At 62.6% G+C, this 18124-nt stretch carries 15 protein-coding genes and 1 pseudogene; 10 read left to right on the top strand and 6 right to left on the bottom strand.

Annotated elements, in window-relative coordinates; translation table 11 throughout:
- The first annotated feature begins 153 nt into the window (after positions 1–153).
- The gene (gene bglX / locus HWE01_RS18855; RefSeq protein ID WP_241822563.1) at positions 154–2508 is read left to right on the top strand and encodes a beta-glucosidase BglX; all 2355 of its coding nucleotides are present in this window, start codon (positions 154–156) and stop codon (positions 2506–2508) included.
- Between the two features lie 114 nt (positions 2509–2622).
- On the opposite strand, the gene HWE01_RS18860 is transcribed toward bglX, so the two are convergent.
- A complete protein-coding gene (locus tag HWE01_RS18860; RefSeq protein ID WP_241822564.1) occupies positions 2623–4479 on the bottom strand; it encodes an ABC transporter ATP-binding protein in 1857 nt (618 codons plus the stop codon).
- Between the two features lie 371 nt (positions 4480–4850).
- Here HWE01_RS18860 and HWE01_RS18865 point away from each other — a divergent pair, with 371 nt between their 5' ends.
- A complete protein-coding gene (locus HWE01_RS18865; RefSeq protein WP_241822565.1) occupies positions 4851–5507 on the top strand; it encodes an HD domain-containing protein in 657 nt (218 codons plus the stop codon).
- 84 nt (positions 5508–5591) lie between these two features.
- Here the strand turns inward: HWE01_RS18865 and HWE01_RS18870 are convergent, their stop codons facing one another.
- Complete coding sequence (locus HWE01_RS18870; RefSeq protein WP_008333864.1) at positions 5592–7292, bottom strand: methyl-accepting chemotaxis protein; 1701 nt, start codon at positions 7290–7292, stop codon at positions 5592–5594.
- A 265-nt stretch (positions 7293–7557) separates the two neighbouring features.
- Here HWE01_RS18870 and HWE01_RS18875 point away from each other — a divergent pair, with 265 nt between their 5' ends.
- Positions 7558–9333 carry an ABC transporter ATP-binding protein/permease gene (locus tag HWE01_RS18875; protein ID WP_241822566.1) on the top strand — a complete coding sequence of 592 codons (1776 nt, stop codon included), beginning with the start codon at positions 7558–7560 and terminating at the stop codon, positions 9331–9333.
- A 120-nt stretch (positions 9334–9453) separates the two neighbouring features.
- Positions 9454–10302 carry a D-amino acid aminotransferase gene (locus tag HWE01_RS18880; RefSeq protein WP_175344437.1) on the top strand — a complete coding sequence of 283 codons (849 nt, stop codon included), beginning with the start codon at positions 9454–9456 and terminating at the stop codon, positions 10300–10302.
- Between the two features lie 7 nt (positions 10303–10309).
- Here the strand turns inward: HWE01_RS18880 and HWE01_RS18885 are convergent, their stop codons facing one another.
- Together HWE01_RS18885 and HWE01_RS18890 are read right to left on the bottom strand one after the other, a co-directional pair.
- Positions 10310–10837, bottom strand: coding sequence for a hypothetical protein (locus HWE01_RS18885; RefSeq protein ID WP_241822567.1), 528 nt, complete (start codon positions 10835–10837; stop codon positions 10310–10312).
- 73 nt (positions 10838–10910) lie between these two features.
- Positions 10911–11489, bottom strand: a complete 579-nt coding sequence (locus tag HWE01_RS18890; protein ID WP_241822568.1) for a ComF family protein — start codon at positions 11487–11489, stop codon at positions 10911–10913.
- Between the two features lie 259 nt (positions 11490–11748).
- Between HWE01_RS18890 and HWE01_RS18895 the strand changes: the two genes are divergently transcribed.
- Positions 11749–12030: an HP0495 family protein gene (locus HWE01_RS18895; protein WP_008333859.1), complete on the top strand. Its 282-nt coding sequence runs from the start codon at positions 11749–11751 to the stop codon at positions 12028–12030.
- A 65-nt stretch (positions 12031–12095) separates the two neighbouring features.
- Here the strand turns inward: HWE01_RS18895 and gcvA are convergent, their stop codons facing one another.
- On the bottom strand, positions 12096–13046 hold the full coding sequence (gcvA, locus tag HWE01_RS18900; protein ID WP_241822569.1) for a transcriptional regulator GcvA: 951 nt from the start codon (positions 13044–13046) through the stop codon (positions 12096–12098).
- 196 nt (positions 13047–13242) lie between these two features.
- Here gcvA and HWE01_RS18905 point away from each other — a divergent pair, with 196 nt between their 5' ends.
- From HWE01_RS18905 to HWE01_RS18925, 5 genes and pseudogenes are all read left to right on the top strand, one after another.
- Positions 13243–13557, top strand: coding sequence for a DUF2917 domain-containing protein (locus HWE01_RS18905; RefSeq protein ID WP_241822570.1), 315 nt, complete (start codon positions 13243–13245; stop codon positions 13555–13557).
- Between the two features lie 35 nt (positions 13558–13592).
- Positions 13593–14285 carry a lipoyl(octanoyl) transferase LipB gene (gene lipB, locus HWE01_RS18910; protein ID WP_008333856.1) on the top strand — a complete coding sequence of 231 codons (693 nt, stop codon included), beginning with the start codon at positions 13593–13595 and terminating at the stop codon, positions 14283–14285.
- 40 nt (positions 14286–14325) lie between these two features.
- On the top strand, positions 14326–15318 hold the full coding sequence (gene lipA / locus HWE01_RS18915) for a lipoyl synthase (protein WP_241822571.1): 993 nt from the start codon (positions 14326–14328) through the stop codon (positions 15316–15318).
- A 384-nt stretch (positions 15319–15702) separates the two neighbouring features.
- A complete protein-coding gene (locus HWE01_RS18920; protein WP_241822572.1) occupies positions 15703–15894 on the top strand; it encodes a hypothetical protein in 192 nt (63 codons plus the stop codon).
- Between the two features lie 336 nt (positions 15895–16230).
- A pseudogene (locus HWE01_RS18925) lies at positions 16231–16698 on the top strand (Fic family protein); the annotation flags it as partial.
- A gap of 6 nt (positions 16699–16704) precedes the next feature.
- Here HWE01_RS18925 and HWE01_RS18930 read toward each other — a convergent pair.
- Positions 16705–18123 carry a coniferyl aldehyde dehydrogenase gene (locus tag HWE01_RS18930; RefSeq protein ID WP_241822573.1) on the bottom strand — a complete coding sequence of 473 codons (1419 nt, stop codon included), beginning with the start codon at positions 18121–18123 and terminating at the stop codon, positions 16705–16707.
- Position 18124 lies beyond the last annotated feature (1 nt).

The following is an 18124-nucleotide window of genomic DNA, read 5'->3' on the forward strand; positions in this document are numbered from 1 at the left end:
CAAAACAGAATAATATAGCGAACCGTCTGGCTGGCGACGCATCAAAGAACGCAAGCAATAAATGCTCCCGCCGCCCGGCCGCTGTCCCGCTTGTGCAGGTCACACAGTAGAGGGCAGAGCGCCGCCAAAGTTTAAAAAAGAGAGAGGAAACCCGTGTCCCACAAGCTTACCGAGCGGCACGCCGCGTCCCCGCGTCGTCCCCGCCTGGCCCTGGTCATGACCTTGTGCGCGCTGGCCTGCAGCGCCGCGCTCACCGGCACGGCCGCGCATGCGCAAGCCAATCCGGCCTTGCTCGGCGACAAGACCGCCTTCATCAATGACCTGCTGCGTCAGATGACGCTGGAAGAAAAGATCGGCCAGCTGCGCCTCATCAGCATCGGTCCGGACATGCCCGCCAAGAAGCTGATCGAGGAACTGGCCGCCGGCCGTGTCGGCGGCACCTTCAATTCCATCACCCGGCCCGAGAATCGTCCGCTGCAGGAGGGCGCGATGCGTTCACGGCTGAAGATCCCGATGTTCTTCGCCTATGACGTCATCCACGGCCATCGCACCACCTTCCCCATCGGCCTGGGCCTGGCCTCCAGCTGGGACATGGACCTGGTCGGCCGCGCCATGCGCATCTCCGCCGAAGAAGCCGCGTCCGACAGCATCGACATGACCTTCGCCCCGATGGTCGACATCAGCCGCGATCCGCGCTGGGGGCGCACGTCTGAGGGCTTTGGTGAAGATCCTTACCTGGTCTCGCGCATTGCCGAGGTCTCGGTGCGCGCCCTGCAAGGCGATACCAAGCCCATCGCCGCCAATCGCCTCATGGCCAGTGTGAAGCATTTTGCGCTGTACGGTGCAGTCGAGGGCGGACGCGACTACAACGTCGTCAACATGGACCCGCAGCGCATGTACAACGACTATCTGCCGCCTTACCGTGCCGCCATCGATGCCGGCGCGGGCGCGGTGATGGTGGCGCTCAACTCCATCAACGGGACACCGGCCACCTCCAATACCTGGCTGCTGCAGGACCTGTTGCGCCGGGATTGGGGATTCAAGGGGCTGACGGTGTCGGACCACGGAGCCATCACCGAACTGGTCAACCACGGTGTGGCACAGGACGATGCCCAAGCGGCACGCCTGGCGATGAAGGCCGGTACCGACATGAGCATGGCCGACCAGGTCTACATCAAGCAACTGCCGGCGCTGGTGCGCTCGGGCAAGGTGCCGCAGCAGGAGCTGGACAATGCCGTGCGCGACATCCTCGGTGCCAAGTACGATCTTGGCCTGTTCAAGGACCCGTATATCCGCATCGGCCGCGCCGCCGATGATCCGCCGGACGTCCATGCCGAGCGCCGCCTGCATCGTCGCGATGCGCGCGAAGTCGCGCAGCAGTCCATGGTGCTGCTGGAGAACCGCCATGCCGCGCTGCCGCTGAAGAAGACTGCGCGCATCGCCCTGGTCGGTCCGCTGGCCGATTCCCACATCGACATGCTGGGCAGCTGGTCTGCAGCCGGCCAGGCCAGGCAGACCATCACCCTGCGCCAGGGGCTGCAGAATGCGCTGGGCGGGCAGGGCAAGCTGCTTTACGCACGCGGGGCCAACATCACCGAAGACAAGCACATCGTCGACTACCTCAACTTCCTGAACTGGGATGATCCGGAAGTGATCCAGGACAAGCGCAGCCCCAAGGCCATGATCGATGAGGCCCTCAAGGCCGCGCGCGATGCCGATGTCATCGTGGCCGCCGTGGGCGAGTCGCGTGGCATGTCGCATGAATCCTCCAGCCGTACCTCGCTGTCGCTGCCGCAGAGCCAGCAGGATCTGCTCACGGCCCTCAAAGCCACCGGCAAGCCGCTGGTGCTGGTGCTGATGAATGGCCGTCCGCTGGATCTCAATTGGGCGCGCGAGAACGCCTCGGCCATCCTGGAGACCTGGTACACCGGAACCGAGGGCGGCAATGCGATTGCCGATATCCTCTTCGGCGACGTCAATCCTTCGGGCAAGCTGCCCATCACCTTCCCGCGTTCGGTGGGCCAGATCCCGAGCTACTACAACCATCCGCGCGTGGGCCGTCCCTACACCGAAGGCAAGCCGGGCAATTACACCTCGCAGTACTTCGATGAGCCCAATGGCCCGTTGTATCCGTTCGGATACGGCTTGAGCTATACCGAGTTCAAGCTCTCGGACGTGCATCTGTCGCAGGCCGCCATGAGCGCTGACGGCCAGGTGCAGGCCAGTGTGACGGTCAAGAACGTGGGCCGCCGCGCCGGCGCCACCGTGGTGCAGCTGTACATCCGCGATGTGGCGGCCTCGGTGGTGCGTCCGGTCAAGGAACTGAAGGATTTCCGCAAGCTGATGTTGCAGCCAGGTGAAGAGCAAGAGGTGCAGTTCAGTATCGACCGCAAGGCACTGTCCTTCTACAACGCCAAGCTGGAATACGTGGCCGAGCCGGGTGAATTCCAGGTGCAGATCGGGCTGGATTCCAAGGAGGTGAAGACGGCTTCGTTCACTCTGCAATAAAGATAAAACCGGGCGGGCAAGAAAAATGGGCGCACCGTTGAGTGCGCCCATTTTTTTGCAGCAATCTTTCTGCATTCATCGTAAATGATATAAATCATTTACCAAGATCAGGCATCACGCCGTCATCACCGCATCTTCTTCCTCTTCTCCCAGGAAGCCGCCACTCTGGTGCGACCATAGCCGCGCATACAGGCCATTGGCGGCCAGCAGTTCGGCGTGTGTCCCTTGCTCGACGATGCGACCCTGGTCCAGCACGATGAGTCGATCCATCGCGGCGATGGTCGACAGGCGGTGCGCAATGGCTACCACCGTCTTGCCTTCCATGAGCTTGTAGAGCGAGGTCTGGATGGCCGCTTCCACTTCCGAATCGAGCGCGCTGGTGGCTTCATCCAGCAGCAGGATGGGCGCATCCTTCAACATCACGCGGGCAATCGCGATGCGCTGGCGCTGGCCGCCGGAGAGCTTCACGCCGCGCTCGCCCACATGCGCGTCATAAGCGCGGCGGCCCTTGGCATCGGCCAGCGTGCCGATGAAGTCATGCGCCTCGGCGCGTTCGGCGGCGTGGATCATCTCGGCGTCGCTCGCATCGGGACGGCCATAGGTGATGTTCTCGCGCACCGACCGATGCAGCAGGGAAGTATCCTGCGTGACCATGCCGATCTGCGCGCGCAGGCTGTCTTGCGTGACATGGGCGATGTCCTGGCCATCGATGGTGATGCGGCCACCCTCGATATCGTAGAAGCGCAGCAGCAGGTTGACGATGGTCGACTTGCCGGCGCCGGAGCGGCCCACCAGTCCGATCTTTTCACCGGGGCGGATCACCAGGTCCAGCTGGTCCACCACCGGGCGCGGCGCCGCGCCGCCGTAGCTGAAGCTCACCCCCTCGAAGCGCAGCTCGCCCCGACTGACCTTGATCGGCGTCGCATCGGGTGCATCCTTGACCTCATGTGCACGGGCCAGCGTATTGATGCCATCCTGCACCGTGCCCACGTGTTCGAACAGGGAGGACATTTCCCACATCACCCAGTGCGCGATACCGTTCAGGCGCAGCGCCATGGCGGTGCTGGCAGCAACTGCGCCCACCCCCACCTTGCCCTGGGTCCACAGGTACAGCGACACCCCGGTGGCACCGATGATGAGCACCATGTTCAGCAGGTGATTGACCACCTCGAAGCCCGACACCAGACGCATCTGGCGATGGACCGTGGCGAGGAATTCGCGCATGGCGCTGCGGGCGTACTCGGCCTCGCGCCCTGCGTGCGAAAACAGTTTGACGGTGGCGATGTTGGTGTAGGCATCGGTGATGCGTCCGGTCATCAGCGAGCGCGCATCGGCCTGGTTGCGTGCCACCGCGGACAGGCGCGGCACGAAGTAGCGCATGGCCACCGCGAAGGCGGCCAGCCAGACGAAGAAGGGGGCCAGCATCCAGATATCGAAGCTGCCGACCACGCCGATGAGGGTGGCAAAGTAGATCGTGATGAAGACCAGGATATCGCCCACGATCATGCAGAAGTCGCGCACCGCCAGCGCGCTTTGCATGACCTTGGTGGCCACCCGTCCGGCGAACTCGTTCTGGTAGAAGCTCATGCTCTGGCTCAACATGAGGCGATGGAAATTCCAGCGCAGCAGCATGGGGAAATTGCCGGCCAGGGTCTGGTGCTTGTACATGGTCTGCAGCGCGATCAAGAGCGGGCTGGCGGCCAGGATGAGCGCCAGCCAGGCCAGGGTATGACCTTCCTGCGGCCACAATTGCGCGGGCTGTATCTTGGAGAGCCAATCGACGATGCGGCCGAGCGCGGCGAAGAGCAGCGCCTCGAAGACGCCGATGATGGCCGTCATCAGGGTCATGGCCGCAATGTAGGGACGTACGCCCCTGGTACAGAACCAGATGAAACGCATGAAGCCGCGCGGCGGCGGCAAGGGTTGCGACTCGGGGTAGGGGTGGACCAGTTTTTCAAACCAGCTGAACATCAGGGGACTCCAAAAATCGGACCAGGGCCGACGGCGGGTACCGCAGGCCGGCAGCCACCAAGGCAGTCGGCCGGACAGGCGTGGTCGGGCGTTGTTACTGTGGCGTACCCCAAGAGAAAGCGGCAGGTGGCGATACGCCATTCATGTGCGGCGTGCGGATCGCTGCGGCAGCGGGGCCGCTATCGTGATCCCGGGGCAGGCCGCGAGAAGATGGAAGCCGAATCATCTCATATGCGGCCCGCCTGCGTGTAGCGGAGCCGGGGAAAAACACTTGTCGGAAAATCGGAATGGTGCGCATCACCGCAAGCTCCCCGATCCTCTTGATTCATCTGCCATACTGCTGGACCGTCATCTTTTTATCTGTTTGCATCATGAATCTTTCCCAGGTCGCCGCGGCCTTCCAGCCCTTCGATACACTGGCTGCGCAATTGTTGCCCTACGTCGAGGATGATGCCGGAGATGGTTCCCACGATCTCTCACATCTCTTGCGCGTATGGAACAATGCGCGCCGTCTGCAGGCCGAGGAGGGCGGTGAGCTGCGCATCCTTGTGGCTGCGGTCCTCTTGCACGACTGCGTGCACGTGGAAAAAAATTCCCCGCTGCGCAGCCAGGCTTCCACGCTCTCCGGCGAGCGCGCGCAGCAGATCCTGTCATCGCTGGGATGGGCAGCGAAAGATGCGCAACGCGTCGCCCATGCGGTCCAGGCCCACAGCTATTCGGCCCAGATCACGCCGCAAACGCTGGAGGCGAAGATCGTGCAGGATGCCGACCGCCTCGATGCCATCGGGGCCATCGGTGTGGCGCGTTGTTTCTATGTCGCCGGGAGAATGGGATCGGGCCTGTATGAAGCGCAGGATCCGCAGGCCGAGCAACGCCCGTTGCAGGACGCGCGATATGCGCTGGACCATTTTCCTGCCAAGCTGTTCCGCTTGCAGGAGGGTTTCCAGACTGCCGCCGGTGCGGCCATGGCGCAGGCGCGCCAGCAGAGGATGCGGGGGTTTGTGGAGCAATTCCTGAGCGAGCTGTAATTACTCGCCCAGATGCACTCAGTGCAGCCAGTGCAGCCAGTGCGGTGGTACCGCGAGGCGAGTCAGACTGGCTGCGGCGCGGGATCATGCCGCCTTGCGTACCACTTCCAGCTTCGGTACCACGCGCAACGGAATCTGTACGGTGTTGAGCGCAGGCGAGGGCGCTGCGGCCGCCACCGAGCCTGCGGCATCCGGCGCCTCCAGCTGAAACACGCCCACTGCCCGCGTCAGGCTCACCGCTTGTTCCTGCAGCGTGGTCACGGCGGCGGTGGCCTCTTCCACCAGCGCGGCATTGTGCTGGGTCACCTGATCCATCAGTGCGATCGCCTTGTTGACTTCCTCGATGCCCAGGCTCTGCTCATGGCTGGCCGCCGAGATCTCGCCCATCACATCGGTGACCTGCTGCACGCTGGCCACGATTTGCTCCATGGTGTCACCGGCGCGTTGCACCAGGTGCGCGCCCGTTTCCACATTGCCGACCGAGGTATCGATCAACTGCTTGATCTCCCTGGCAGCGGCTGCGCTGCGCTGGGCCAGGTTGCGCACCTCTGTGGCGACCACGGCAAAGCCACGTCCTTGCTCGCCCGCACGGGCCGCTTCCACGGCGGCATTCAAGGCCAGGATGTTGGTCTGGAAGGCGATGCCGTCGATCACGCCGATGATGTCCACGATCTTGCGCGAAGAGGTGTTGATGGCTGCCATGGTATCGACCACTTCGTCCACGATGGCGCCGCCCTGCCTGGCGATATCCGAGGCATTGCGCGCGAGTCGATTCGCTTCGCGCGCGTGGCTGTCGTTCTGCTTTACGGTGGCCGTCAGCTGTTCCATGGCCGAGGCGGTTTCTTCCAGCGAGGCCGCCTGGTCTTCGGTGCGGGCCGACAGATCGAGATTGCCGGCGGCGATCTGCCCGCTGATGGTGGCCACACCGCTGGCCGCATCCCGTACGTGGGCTACAGTCTGGTGCAGATTGCCGTTCATCTTGGAGAGAGCGGCCATGATGCTCTGGCGCTTGCTTTCATCGCTGGTGCGATTGACGGCCATGGCGTGATAAAGCTCGCCGCGATCCACTGCCAGTGCCAGCTGCGTCACCTCATCGGGCTCCGCACCGAGCGCGCCGCGGATGCTGCGGGTGATCAGGGTAGCCAGTACGACACCGGCTACCAGCGCGGCAGCCAGCAGCACCAGAATGAAGGCCTGGAAACCGTGGGCGGTGCTGCGGGCCTTGGCCGACTCGATCTGGCTCATGTGTTCTTCCAGGTCGATGAGTTCATTGATGGCCGCCAGCCATTCAACGAAGGCGGGTTTCACCTGGCTCAGCAGCAGCTGGCGTGCGCCTTCGATTTCCCCTGCGGTGCGCATGGCGACGACCTTGGCGGCCGGCGGCATGGCGCGTGCTTCGATGGCCTTGATGCGCTCGAGACTGGCGCGTTCCTCGCCATTGACCTTCATGGTGGCGAAGACCGCATCGAGCGGCCGGGCTGATTGCTGGTAGTCGGCATCGAGCTTGTTGATCAGGGCGATCACGTCCTTGACCTCGGCGTCGCTCACCAGCGTCAGATCACGCAGGGCGATGGCGCGGTCGTGCACGCTGCCGCGGAAATTGATGGCATAGCGCTGCTTGACGCTGTTGTCCTCGCTCACGGTGGAGAGGCTGCCTTCGATGGCGTTGACCTTGACGATACTGGCCACCGTCAGCACCAGCATCATCGCCAGCACCAGTGTAAAACTCAGTGCCAGTTGGGCCGCCACGGTCAGCGAACGGCGCTTGGGGGGATGGGCTTGCATGTGATTCTCCAGAAGATGGGGGGCGCCACTGCTGCCAACAGCCCTCACGGGATGTATTGATGCAAGGCAATGTCGACGAAGATCGCAGTCTAGCCGTGATCGGGCTCGCGCGGGATTGATTGTTTCGATTCATTCCATAGCGATGAATGCTCGATTGCAAGAGCATTAAACTTTGCTTAATGCTCCCCGGATGCCGGTTTAAGCCTGGTTTAAGTCTTTTGCGGCAAGCTGGGCAGCAAAGAGGACAACATCCACAGGATTCGCCATGACCGAACAAACACCTGCCCGCCAGGGCAGCCATGCCAATCGCGCCACCCGTGCCGAGATCTGGGGCCTCATCAAGCCCTACTGGGTCTCGGAAGAAAAATGGAAGGCCTGGGCGCTGCTGCTGTCCATCCTGGCCCTGAACCTGGGCATGGTCTACATCAACGTGCGGCTCAATTCCTGGAACCGCGACATGTACAACGTGCTGCAGTCGCGCGATTACCCGCACTTCAAGTCGCTGTTGTGGCAGTTCTCGGGACTGGCCTTCATCTTCGTGGCCATCGCCATCTACAGCGTCTACCTCAAACAGGCGCTGCAGATCCGCTGGCGCTACTGGATGAGTACGCGTTATCTCGATCGCTGGCTGGCACATCGCGCCTACTATCGCATCGAGCAGGGCCAGGAGGGCCGCCTCTCGGACAACCCCGACCAGCGCATCGCCGAGGACCTGCATGCGCTCACCAGCGACACGCTGTCACTGGTGCTGGGCTTCATTTCCAGCAGCGTCACCCTGTTCTCCTTCATCCATATCCTGTGGTCGGTAAGCGGGCCGCTCTCCTTCTCGGCCCTGGGACAGTCGTGGGTCATTCCCGGTTACATGGTCTGGTTCGTGATCGCCTATGCGGCCATCGGCTCGGGGGTGGTGTGGTGGATCGGTCGCCCGCTGGTGGGCCTGAGTTTCAATCAGGAACGCTTCGAGGCCAATTTCCGTTTTGGCCTGATCCGTGTGCGTGAACATGCGGAGGCCGTCGCCTTGTATCGCGGCGAGCCGCAGGAGCGCATGCAGCTCACGGCGCGGCTGGACGACATCCGCGCAAACTGGTGGAACATCATGCGCCTGACCAAGAAACTCAACGTGGCCGTCAATTTCTACGGGCAGTTCGCGGTGATCTTTCCCATGCTGGTGTCGGCACCGCGCTACTTCTCCGGGGCCATTTCGCTGGGGGTGCTCATGCAGATCAGCGATGCTTTCGGCCAGGTGCAGGATGCGCTGTCCTGGTTCATCAATGCCTTTACTACGCTGGCCGGATGGAAGGCCAGCATCAACCGGCTGGCGGGCTTCCATGCCGATATCGAACGCGCCGCCGGCATGCCGCGCACACTGGCCGTCACCCGGCATGGCGGCAGTGCGGTCACGCTGGATGGCGTGCAGCTGTCCTTCCCCGATGGCAGCCTGATGCTGCGTAGCCTCGATGCGCGGGTGGAGTCGGGCGAACACGTGCTCATCAGCGGTCCTTCAGGATGCGGCAAGTCCACGCTGATCCGCGCCCTGGCCGATATCTGGCCCTATGGAGAGGGCCGCATCGCACTGCCACAGGATGCACCGGCCATGTTCCTGCCCCAGCGCAGTTACCTGCCCATCGGTACGCTGCGCGCAGCCCTCTCGTATCCGGCCGCCGAGGGCAGTTTTGATGATGCGCTCATCACGCGTTACCTGGGGTTGTGCCGTCTTGCGCATCTGGCCGCGCGACTCGATGTGGCGGCCAACTGGAGCCAGGCGCTGTCACCGGGCGAGCAGCAGCGGCTGGCCTTCGTGCGGGTGTTCCTGAATCGTCCGCGTCTGGTGTTCCTGGACGAGGCCAGCAGCGCCATGGATGGCGAGACCGAGGAAGCCCTCTATGCCGCCTTGCCGCGCGAGCTGCCGGGCGTGACCGTGATCAGCATCGCCCACCGCGAGACGCTGGCGCGCTTCCACGACGTGCGCTGGAAGTTCGTGCCGCCGGCTGACGGCGAGGGGGCCGGGCATCGTGTAGAGGCGCTGCCGATTGCAGCGTGAGGGCAGGGCGGCGTTATACCGTTTTTGCATAGGGATGCCGGGAGCCGCGTGACAGAATGGATTCATCGCGGCACGGTTGCCGCCTTCACCCGATCATCCTCGATTACCTGGAAGCCCATCATGAACGATCCCATCGTCTATCTCAACGGCGAACTCACGCCTCTCTCCGAAGCCCGCGTACCGGTGCTCGATCGCGGCTTCATCTTTGGTGACGGCATCTACGAAGTCATCCCCATGTATCGCCGCAAGGCTTTCCGTGGCCAGCAACACCTGGCGCGCCTGTTCCGCAGCCTGGCCAGCATCGGTATTCCGAATCCGCATGACGAAGCCGGCTGGAACGGCCTCATCCACCAGGTGGTCGAGGCCAACGGCCTGGAGGACCAGATGATCTACATCCAGGTCACCCGGGGCGTGGCCAAGCGTGCGCATGCCTTCCCCAAGGACGTGGTGCCGACGGTGCTGATCATGACCAATCCGATGGCCCTGCCTCCGGCTGCGGCTATCGAGAAGGGCGTGGCCTGCGTGACCCTGGAAGATCGTCGCTGGCTGAACTGCCAGATCAAGTCCACTTCGCTGCTGGGCAACGTGCTGGCCGCGCAGTTCGCCGCCGAGCATCAGGTGACGGAGGCCATCCAGTTCCGTGATGGCTATCTGTCGGAGGCGTCGTCCTCCAACGTGTGGGTGGTCAAGGATGGCAAGATCTCGGCACCGCCCAAGGACAACCTGATCCTGGAAGGCATCCGCTATGGCCTGATGGAAGAGCTGTGCGCCGAGCAGGGTATCGCGCTGGCATCGCGCCGCATCACGCGGGAGGAAGTGCTGGCGGCTGACGAACTGATCATTTCCTCGGCCAGCAAGGAAGTGCTGCCGGTGGTGACGCTGGATGACAAGCCGGTCGGCAGCGGCCAGCCGGGGCCGGTGTTTGCCAAGGTGTATGCGGCGTATCAGGCGGCCAAGGCGCGGCTGTGAACAGGCCCTAGTGGGCGGCGTGCAATACGTCGCTCACATTCTGCGCGAACAGCGTGGATTGTTTTTCAGTGACATGCAGGGCAGGGAGCCGGCGTTCGAGGCCGAGCTTGTGCTGCGCTTGCAGACGCGCGGAGGCGCTCATGCACGACAGCAGGGCCTCGATCCGCTCCGCGCACTTGACTGCCAGAAATTGGCTGGGCGGGGCGATGAAGACCCAGGAGTACTTCTGGCGATTCAGCAGTTCGATCACGTTCCCGAGCGTGCCAGTACTTTTGGCGTCCCAGATCATCAGCCCGGAATCAGCGATGTCGGCCATGGCGATATCTTTGGCCGTGAAGAAGGCGCGCGTACCCGGGCGCAGCGTGGTATGGATGTGGTGCACGGGCCACTGGCCGATATTGTTGCGCGGTACCTGCCCGCTGCAGAAGACCGTCACGCGCCGGTAAGCCATCGCATGAAGGAAGTGCTGGATCGCCGTGTCGGCGCCGTCGGCATCGCCAACCACCACGTCGAACTCCTGGCGCACGATGTTCATGATCCTTTCCTGGACCTTGGGATGCAGATGTCGGATGCTGATGGAGCCAGCAATGAAAACGGTAGTCATGGGCTTACCTCCACGTCAGCGTTGCCACGAAAATGTCCCCGATTTTCTCATAGGCGCGCAGCGCATCGCATGCAGCATCGACCGAAGCACCACTATCGTACAAATCGTCGAGCAGCAACGTGTCCCAGCGGCCTTCTCCGTGGATAAGGCGATTCAGGATCAGCGTATCGGTGAGCACAGCGTCCTTTTCGGCGCGCGTGCGCAAGTCTTTCAGAAGCGCTGCACCCTTGGCCTTGCTCAACAGCGCAAGCACGGGTTTGCCGACCAGATGTCCCAGCGCATGCGCGATGGCGGCGACAGGCTGCACGCGCCGGACATGCGATGAAGCCATTGGCACGATCAGGCCGAATGTCGGCAGCAAGGGCAGGATGTGGGATTGCACGGCCAGCGCCAGCGGCAGGACGTAGCGCTGCTGTTGCCGGTATTTCAGCTGATACAGGGCTTCTCCCACTTCGGTGCGCTGCGTGTGCCATTGGATGTGGCCCGCCGCGTTGTACCCGGCCGGGAGACTGTAGAGCGAGTGCTTGTCGAGGGCATACCCCCTCTCAAAGCGACCTTGGAGCATTTTGAGGTTGACTTGCATGGGACACCGCATCTTGTCGGGAAGACACAGAGTCTTGTGCGGCAGCGCATGCTCATCAATCGCGATAGTTGGAGATGTTGGAACAGATTGCTTGCGCGGACGTCCGGGCCGATGACGCTTTCTGCACGCCGCCGCGCCCGCATGGCGTAGAATGCAGGCATTCCCCACCCGAGTCCCCCCGCTTGAAGCCCGCAGGTTCATCCCCATCTGGGAGCATTGAATTCGGAGCGCCAGGCGGACAACGCCAAGGCGGTTTGCCATGACTATGCCCACTATTTCCCCTGAAGAATCCCTGATCGAGTATCCCAGCGACTTCCCCATCAAGGTGGTCGGGATCACCCATGACGCCTTCGCCGAGACCATCGTCGCCATGGTCATCGAGCACGACCCCGAGTTTCACGCGGGCAAGGTCGAGATGCGTCCTTCCACCCAGGGCAAGTACCTCTCGCTCACCCTGACCGTGCGCGCCACCAGCCGCGCTCAGCTCGACAACATCTACCGTGCGCTCTCCACGCACGAGATGGTCAAGTTCGTGCTCTGAGCGCAACTGCATCCACGTGAAAACCGGCGCAGCCCGCAAGGCGCGCCGGTTTTTTCATGGCCGCATCACTTCTTGCGAGTTGACGTTTTCTGCACCGCGCCCGGCCATTCCGACTGCGCATGGAATTGCCGCATCTCTTCAACGATCCATTTCCTGAAGGCCGCCACCCCCGGCTTCTCCAGCCCCTCCGGCAGATGCACCAGGTAGTGCGCCTCCTCGCACAGCTGGGCCACGTCGAACAGCCGCACCAGCGTGCCGCTGGCGATCTCCTGCCAGGCAATCGTATGGCGTGACAGCGCCACCCCCTTGCCCTCCACGGCATGGCGCAGCGTCAGCGAAGAATCCTCCACCACCAGCGTGCCGCGCGGCTCGGGCAGGTCCAGCCCGGCCAGGGTGAGCCACGGGCGCCAGGATTCGCGCGTGTCCATGCGCAGCAGCGTGCAGTGCGCCAGGTCGGTGGGACGCACGAGCTTCTTGTTCTGCTTGCCGCGATAGCCGGGCGCGGCCACCGGATAGTAGTAATCGTCACTCAACTTTTCGGTGACCACGCCGCTGTACTGCCCGCGCCCAAAGCGGATGCCGATGTCCACCCCGTCCAGCCGCAGGTCGGCCAGGTGGCTGCCCGATTGCAGCACCACCTCGATTTCCGGATGGGCATCGATGAACTTCCACAGGCGCGGTGCCAGCCAGCGTGAAGCGAAGGAGGGGGTGGCCGAGATCACCAGCCGCTGCTGGCGCGTCAGGCTGCGCAAGTGGTCGGCGGCCTGCGCGATCTCGCCCAGGGCCTTGCGGATGGTGAGCGCGAAGCGTTCGCCGGTTTCGGTAATGGAAATGCGCTTGCCATGGCGATGGAACAGCTGCAGGCCCAGGTCTTCCTCCAGCGCGCGCACCTGGTGGCTGATGGCACCGGGCGTGACGTGCACTTCTTCGGCCGCACGCGAGAAGCAGCCATGGCGGGCGGCCGCATCAAAGGCGCGCAGGGCGGCCAGGTTGGGGAGCTTGCGCAAATCGGCCATGACGGCTCCTTGTGAATTCAATTAGCAAGGAGAACCAATATATATCGTTTTGCTGCGCTTGCGGGCTTTCCTACAATGATGACTCATCACACATCATTCCAGGCATTTCCCCCCTTGCAGCCGCACCCTCCCGGGCATCGCGGCAGGGACGCGGCTTGCCTGGCGAATCAGAGAGTCGAGCAAAGGAGCCAGCGCCATGACAATTTCATTCACAGATTCAAGCCTCCCGGGCCAGTTGCAGGAAGGCCAGGTACAGACCCGTCGCCTGCAGGGCGGCGTGCGCATCCGTGTGAACTCCGGACTGGTGTGGCTGACCATTGCCGGCTGCCGCGAGGATATCTGGCTCAAGGCGGGCCGCTGCTTTGATTTTCACGGGCGCGGCGAGGCCATCTTCGAAGCCGTCAACGGTGCGGCCGAATTCACGGTCACTCCCTTGCCTCCCAAGGGGTGTAGCGACGATACGGTACGTATTGCCAAGCTCCTGCCGCACGGCCTGATCCGCTGGTTCTGATACGGTCCGCAGCGAATTTCGCTACACTGGCGGGCATGCAAACTGCACTGCCCACCGCCAGCACACCCGTGGCTGGCGCCCGCCGGCCCGAGATCGTCCGGCGCGGCGTCGAGCCTTACGAGGCCAGCTTCGCCGCCATGCGCGCCTATACCGACGCGCGCACCGCCGACACCCCCGACCAGCTCTGGATCGTCGAGCATCCCCCTGTCTACACGCTGGGTTTGGGCGCTGACCGCGCCCATGTGTTGAATCCGCACGACATCCCCATTGTCCAGACCGACCGCGGCGGCGAGGTCACCTACCACGGTCCCGGCCAGGTGGTGATCTACCTGTTGATGGACCTGCGCCGCAACCGCAGCGGGGCGCGCCTGTTCGCGCGCGAATTCGTGCACAACATCGAAGAGGCGGTGATCGCCACGCTGGCGGCGTATAATCTGGCCGGTGTACGCAAGGAGGGGGCGCCCGGCATCTATGCCGCCGACGGCCCCTGGCAGGGCGCCAAGGTGGCCGCGCTGGGCTTGAAGATACGGGGCAACGGCTGCACTTACCATGGTGTTTCGCTCAATGTGGCGATGGACCTGGCACCGTTTTCCTGGATCAACCCCTGCGGCTACGAGGGCCTGGCCACCGTGGACATGCAGACCCTCGGGGCTGCCCACGCCCGGCTGGACGCTGTCCAGGACTTGCTTGCCGACCAACTGATCGCCCGCTTCGCGGGCATGGCTTGAGCCCCACGCGCCGCGTGTGCCCGGGGCCGGAACGACCGACATGACTACCGAACTCACTCCCGCAGCAGATTCTTCCTCCAATGCCACCGGCTCGGCGCGCGCCAATCCGCTGGACAAGCAGAAGGGCGCCGGCAAGACCGCCTGGATCCCGATCAAGGTGGTGGCCGCCGAAAAGCTGAAGAAGCCGGACTGGATTCGCGTCAAGGCCGGGTCGCCGACCACCCGCTTCTACGAGATCAAGGACATCCTGCGCGCCAACAACCTGGTGACGGTCTGTGAGGAAGCCTCCTGCCCCAACATCGGCGAATGCTTCGGCAAGGGCACCGCGACCTTCATGATCATGGGCGACAAGTGCACCCGCCGTTGCCCCTTCTGCGACGTCGGCCACGGCCGCCCCGATCCGCTGGACCCCAACGAGCCGGAAAACCTGGCCAAGACCATTGCCCAGCTGCGCCTGTCCTACGTGGTCATCACCAGCGTGGACCGCGACGACCTGCGCGATGGCGGTGCTGCCCACTTCGCGGCCTGCATCCAGCGTGTACGTGAATTGTCGCCCGAGACCCGCATCGAGATCCTGACCCCGGACTTCCGTGGCCGCATGGACCGCGCGCTGGAAATCCTCAAGATGGCCCCGCCGGACGTCATGAACCACAACCTCGAAACCGCACCGCGCCTCTACAAGGAAGCGCGTCCGGGTTCGGATTACGAATATTCGCTGAGCCTGTTGAAGCGCTTCAAGGACCTGCATCCGGAAGTGCCGACCAAGTCCGGCATCATGGTGGGCCTGGGAGAAACCGACGAGGAAGTGCTGCAGGTCATGCGCGACATGCGCGCGCACAACGTCGACATGCTCACCATCGGCCAGTACCTGATGCCCAGCGGCGACCACCTGCCGGTGCGCCGCTACGTGCACCCCGACACCTTCAAGATGTACGAGGAAGAGGCCTACAAGATGGGCTTCGTGCATGCCGCCGTGGGCGCGATGGTGCGCTCCAGCTACCATGCGGATCAGCAGGCGCACGGTATTGTTTAAATAATTTCCTGTAAGAAAAGCCGCTTGTTGCGTGAATAGCAGTGGTGCTTAAAAAGGTTAAAAATTTACGTAATTTAGGGTAGACTCAAGCTCATCAGGTGGATGCCTGAAGGGGAACTCAAGGTATTAATTATTTATACGAAAGAGCCACGTCAATAGTTCGCTATTGACGATTACAGTCAATGTAATCACGACCGGGATCTGGCCGCCAAGGGAGCGCAGGCGCGCGCGGATCGAAGGTGTCTAAAATGAGGGTACTCGTCTTAGGCGTGAAAGTGTGGGGGTTTGTCAGCGCAGGTTATTTGCTTTCGTAGCGGGGCGTCAGAAAAGGGTATAGGCAGTCAGGGCAATCATGCTCTGGCTATACCTTTAATGGAGCTAAGTATGAAAAAAGCCGCAAATAAAACTGTAGTTAATATTGTTGTTTTGAGTTCAGGACCTCGTACCCCGGAAGGGTCGGGAAACAATCGCCCTGCCAGCGCTGGCAACGGAATGGGTAAATCTTTGCTTGTCAAATTTTGCTCTTCTGTCGTTGTGAGTTTGGTGATGCATCTTGTCACTAAATATCTGTTGTAACGAATCCCCATAGTTTTCCCCATAACTGTTTTTTGATTATGGTCGTCTATCAAAAGATTAACTATAAGAACCGGCCCATCAGATCGCTTGATTCACTCGCGAAAACGCTCGATATCAGTGAAGCGCGACTAAGCACGATTTGCGCAGATTCAGCTAGGTTTTACGATTTTTTCGACAAAGTTGTAAAGAACAAAAATCGGGAACTGTGCGTTCCGAAACCTGAGCTGATGCAGCTTCAGCGGAAAATCATTTCTAGGATTTTTTGCCATCTCTATTTTCCTCCATATTTGTTTGGCGGAGTCAAAGCCGACCATAGCGCTGATTTCGTAAGCAACGCCTCTGAGCGAAGCGCACATCAAGTACATCCACAGTCTCGTGCTCAAGGGGATCGATGCCGATGAAGCCGGCCGCTATCGCCGCGAGAACGTGGTGATCGCCGGCGCCAGCACCACCCCGCCCGATTTCCTGCATCTCAACGATGAAATGCGCGCCTTGCTGGCGTGGTATCAGCAGGCCGGCAGCCTGCATGCGGTCGAACGTGCAGCGCAACTGCATACGCGCTTCGTGAAGATCCATCCCTTCATCGATGGCAATGGCCGCACTGGTCGCCTGCTGTCGAACCTGGAACTGATGAAATCCGGCTATCCCCCGGCGGTCATCCGCAAGGAAGATCGCCTGGCGTATTACGACGCCCTCGATGAAGCCTGCGTCAGCGGCGACCATGCGGCCATCACCACCCTTGTGGCCGAGAGCGTGCAGCGTTCGCTGCGCTTGTACCTGGATCTGCTGCCGGCGCCCGGATGAGTGGCATCAGCTCAATCGCCTGATCAACCCCATCACCCATTCAAATTTTTTTCCATAAGGCGGATGCAACAGCGTCCCGCCGTTCCAACGCGCCTGCCGGAACACCGGCTTGCGCTTGCTGAAGGTATCGAAGCCCCAGCGTCCGTGATACGCCCCCATGCCGCTTTCGCCGACACCGCCAAAGGGCTGCTCCTCCTGCACCAGGTGCCACAGGCAGTCATTGATGGTCACACCGCCCGCATGGGTCTGCCGCAGCACCTGCTCGCGCCGTGCCGCATCCTCGCCGAACCAGTACAGCGCCAGCGGACGCGGACCTTGCTGCACATGGGCGATGGCTTGCTCTGGCGTGTCGTATTCAAGGATGGGCAGGACCGGCCCGAAGATCTCTTCCTGCATCACCCGCATCGCCGGGCTCGCGCCCAGGATCAGCGTGGGCATCAGCTTGCGGCTCTGCTCCAGGTCTTCCCCCGCGGGGTTGACTTCGATCACCCGTGCACCCCGCGTGCGGGCGTCCTCCACCAGCGCCTGCAAGCGCGCACGATGGCGCGGACTGATGATGGCGGTGTAGTCCGGGTTGTCGTGCAGACGCGGATACAGCCGGCCCATGGCTGCGGCCAGTTGCTGCGCTACGCTGGCCGCCTGACCACGCGGCACCAGCAGGTAGTCCGGGGCCACGCAGGTCTGCCCGGCATTGAGCAGCTTGCCGAAGGCGATGCGTTGCAGGCTGCTCGTCATGCGGCACGAGGCATCGAGAATGGCCGGTGATTTGCCGCCCAGTTCCAGCGTGACCGGCGTGAGATTGGCCGCCGCCAGTTGCGCGATCTGCCGCCCGACCTGGGTCGATCCGGTAAAGAACAGATGATCGAACGGCAGTGAAGCAAAGGCTTGTCCGATGCCGGCGTCCCCGGTGACCACGGCCATTTCCTCCGGGGCGTAATACCGCGCTACCAGCTCGGCCAGCAGGGCAGAGAGGCGCGGTGTCAGTTCCGAGGGTTTGAGCAGTACCCGGTTGCCTGCCGCCAAGGCCGCCAGCGCCGGACCCAGCGCCAGTTGCAGCGGATAGTTCCACGGCGAGATGATGCCCACCACGCCCAGTGGCTGCGCCAGCAGGCGATTGCTGCCGGGCAGGAAGTGCAGGGCGGTGGCCACCCGTTGCGGTCGCATCCAGCGCTTCAGGTGCGATTGCGCATGGCGGATCCCGGCGCGCAGAACGAAGAGTTCAGCCATGCGCGTCTCATGATGCGAACGGCCACCGAAGTCGGCATCGATGGCGGCGATGAGGGCGGTCTCATGCTCGTCCAGCAGCGCCAGCAGACGAGCCAGCCGGTCCATGCGCAGCGCATGGGAGGGATCGCCGTGGGCGGTGAACGCTTGTCGCTGCGCGGTGAAAAGCTGCTGCAATTCTGCAGCGGTGGTATCGGTCATT

The organism is Herbaspirillum sp. C7C8, from assembly GCF_022627875.1.
Lineage (GTDB): Bacteria > Pseudomonadota > Gammaproteobacteria > Burkholderiales > Burkholderiaceae_D > Herbaspirillum.

Coding starts and splice junctions, on each gene's coding strand:
- HWE01_RS18905 (WP_241822570.1), top strand. CDS start 13,243: ATGACAATTTCATTCACAGATTCAAGCCTCCCGGGCCAGTTGCAGGAA.
- HWE01_RS18890 (WP_241822568.1), bottom strand. CDS start 11,489: ATGCAAGTCAACCTCAAAATGCTCCAAGGTCGCTTTGAGAGGGGGTAT.
- HWE01_RS18870 (WP_008333864.1), bottom strand. CDS start 7,292: ATGCAAGCCCATCCCCCCAAGCGCCGTTCGCTGACCGTGGCGGCCCAA.
- HWE01_RS18920 (WP_241822572.1), top strand. CDS start 15,703: ATGAAAAAAGCCGCAAATAAAACTGTAGTTAATATTGTTGTTTTGAGT.
- gcvA (WP_241822569.1), bottom strand. CDS start 13,046: ATGGCCGATTTGCGCAAGCTCCCCAACCTGGCCGCCCTGCGCGCCTTT.
- lipA (WP_241822571.1), top strand. CDS start 14,326: ATGACTACCGAACTCACTCCCGCAGCAGATTCTTCCTCCAATGCCACC.
- HWE01_RS18880 (WP_175344437.1), top strand. CDS start 9,454: ATGAACGATCCCATCGTCTATCTCAACGGCGAACTCACGCCTCTCTCC.
- HWE01_RS18875 (WP_241822566.1), top strand. CDS start 7,558: ATGACCGAACAAACACCTGCCCGCCAGGGCAGCCATGCCAATCGCGCC.
- HWE01_RS18930 (WP_241822573.1), bottom strand. CDS start 18,123: ATGACCGATACCACCGCTGCAGAATTGCAGCAGCTTTTCACCGCGCAG.
- HWE01_RS18885 (WP_241822567.1), bottom strand. CDS start 10,837: ATGAACATCGTGCGCCAGGAGTTCGACGTGGTGGTTGGCGATGCCGAC.
- HWE01_RS18865 (WP_241822565.1), top strand. CDS start 4,851: ATGAATCTTTCCCAGGTCGCCGCGGCCTTCCAGCCCTTCGATACACTG.
- HWE01_RS18860 (WP_241822564.1), bottom strand. CDS start 4,479: ATGTTCAGCTGGTTTGAAAAACTGGTCCACCCCTACCCCGAGTCGCAA.
- lipB (WP_008333856.1), top strand. CDS start 13,593: ATGCAAACTGCACTGCCCACCGCCAGCACACCCGTGGCTGGCGCCCGC.
- HWE01_RS18895 (WP_008333859.1), top strand. CDS start 11,749: ATGACTATGCCCACTATTTCCCCTGAAGAATCCCTGATCGAGTATCCC.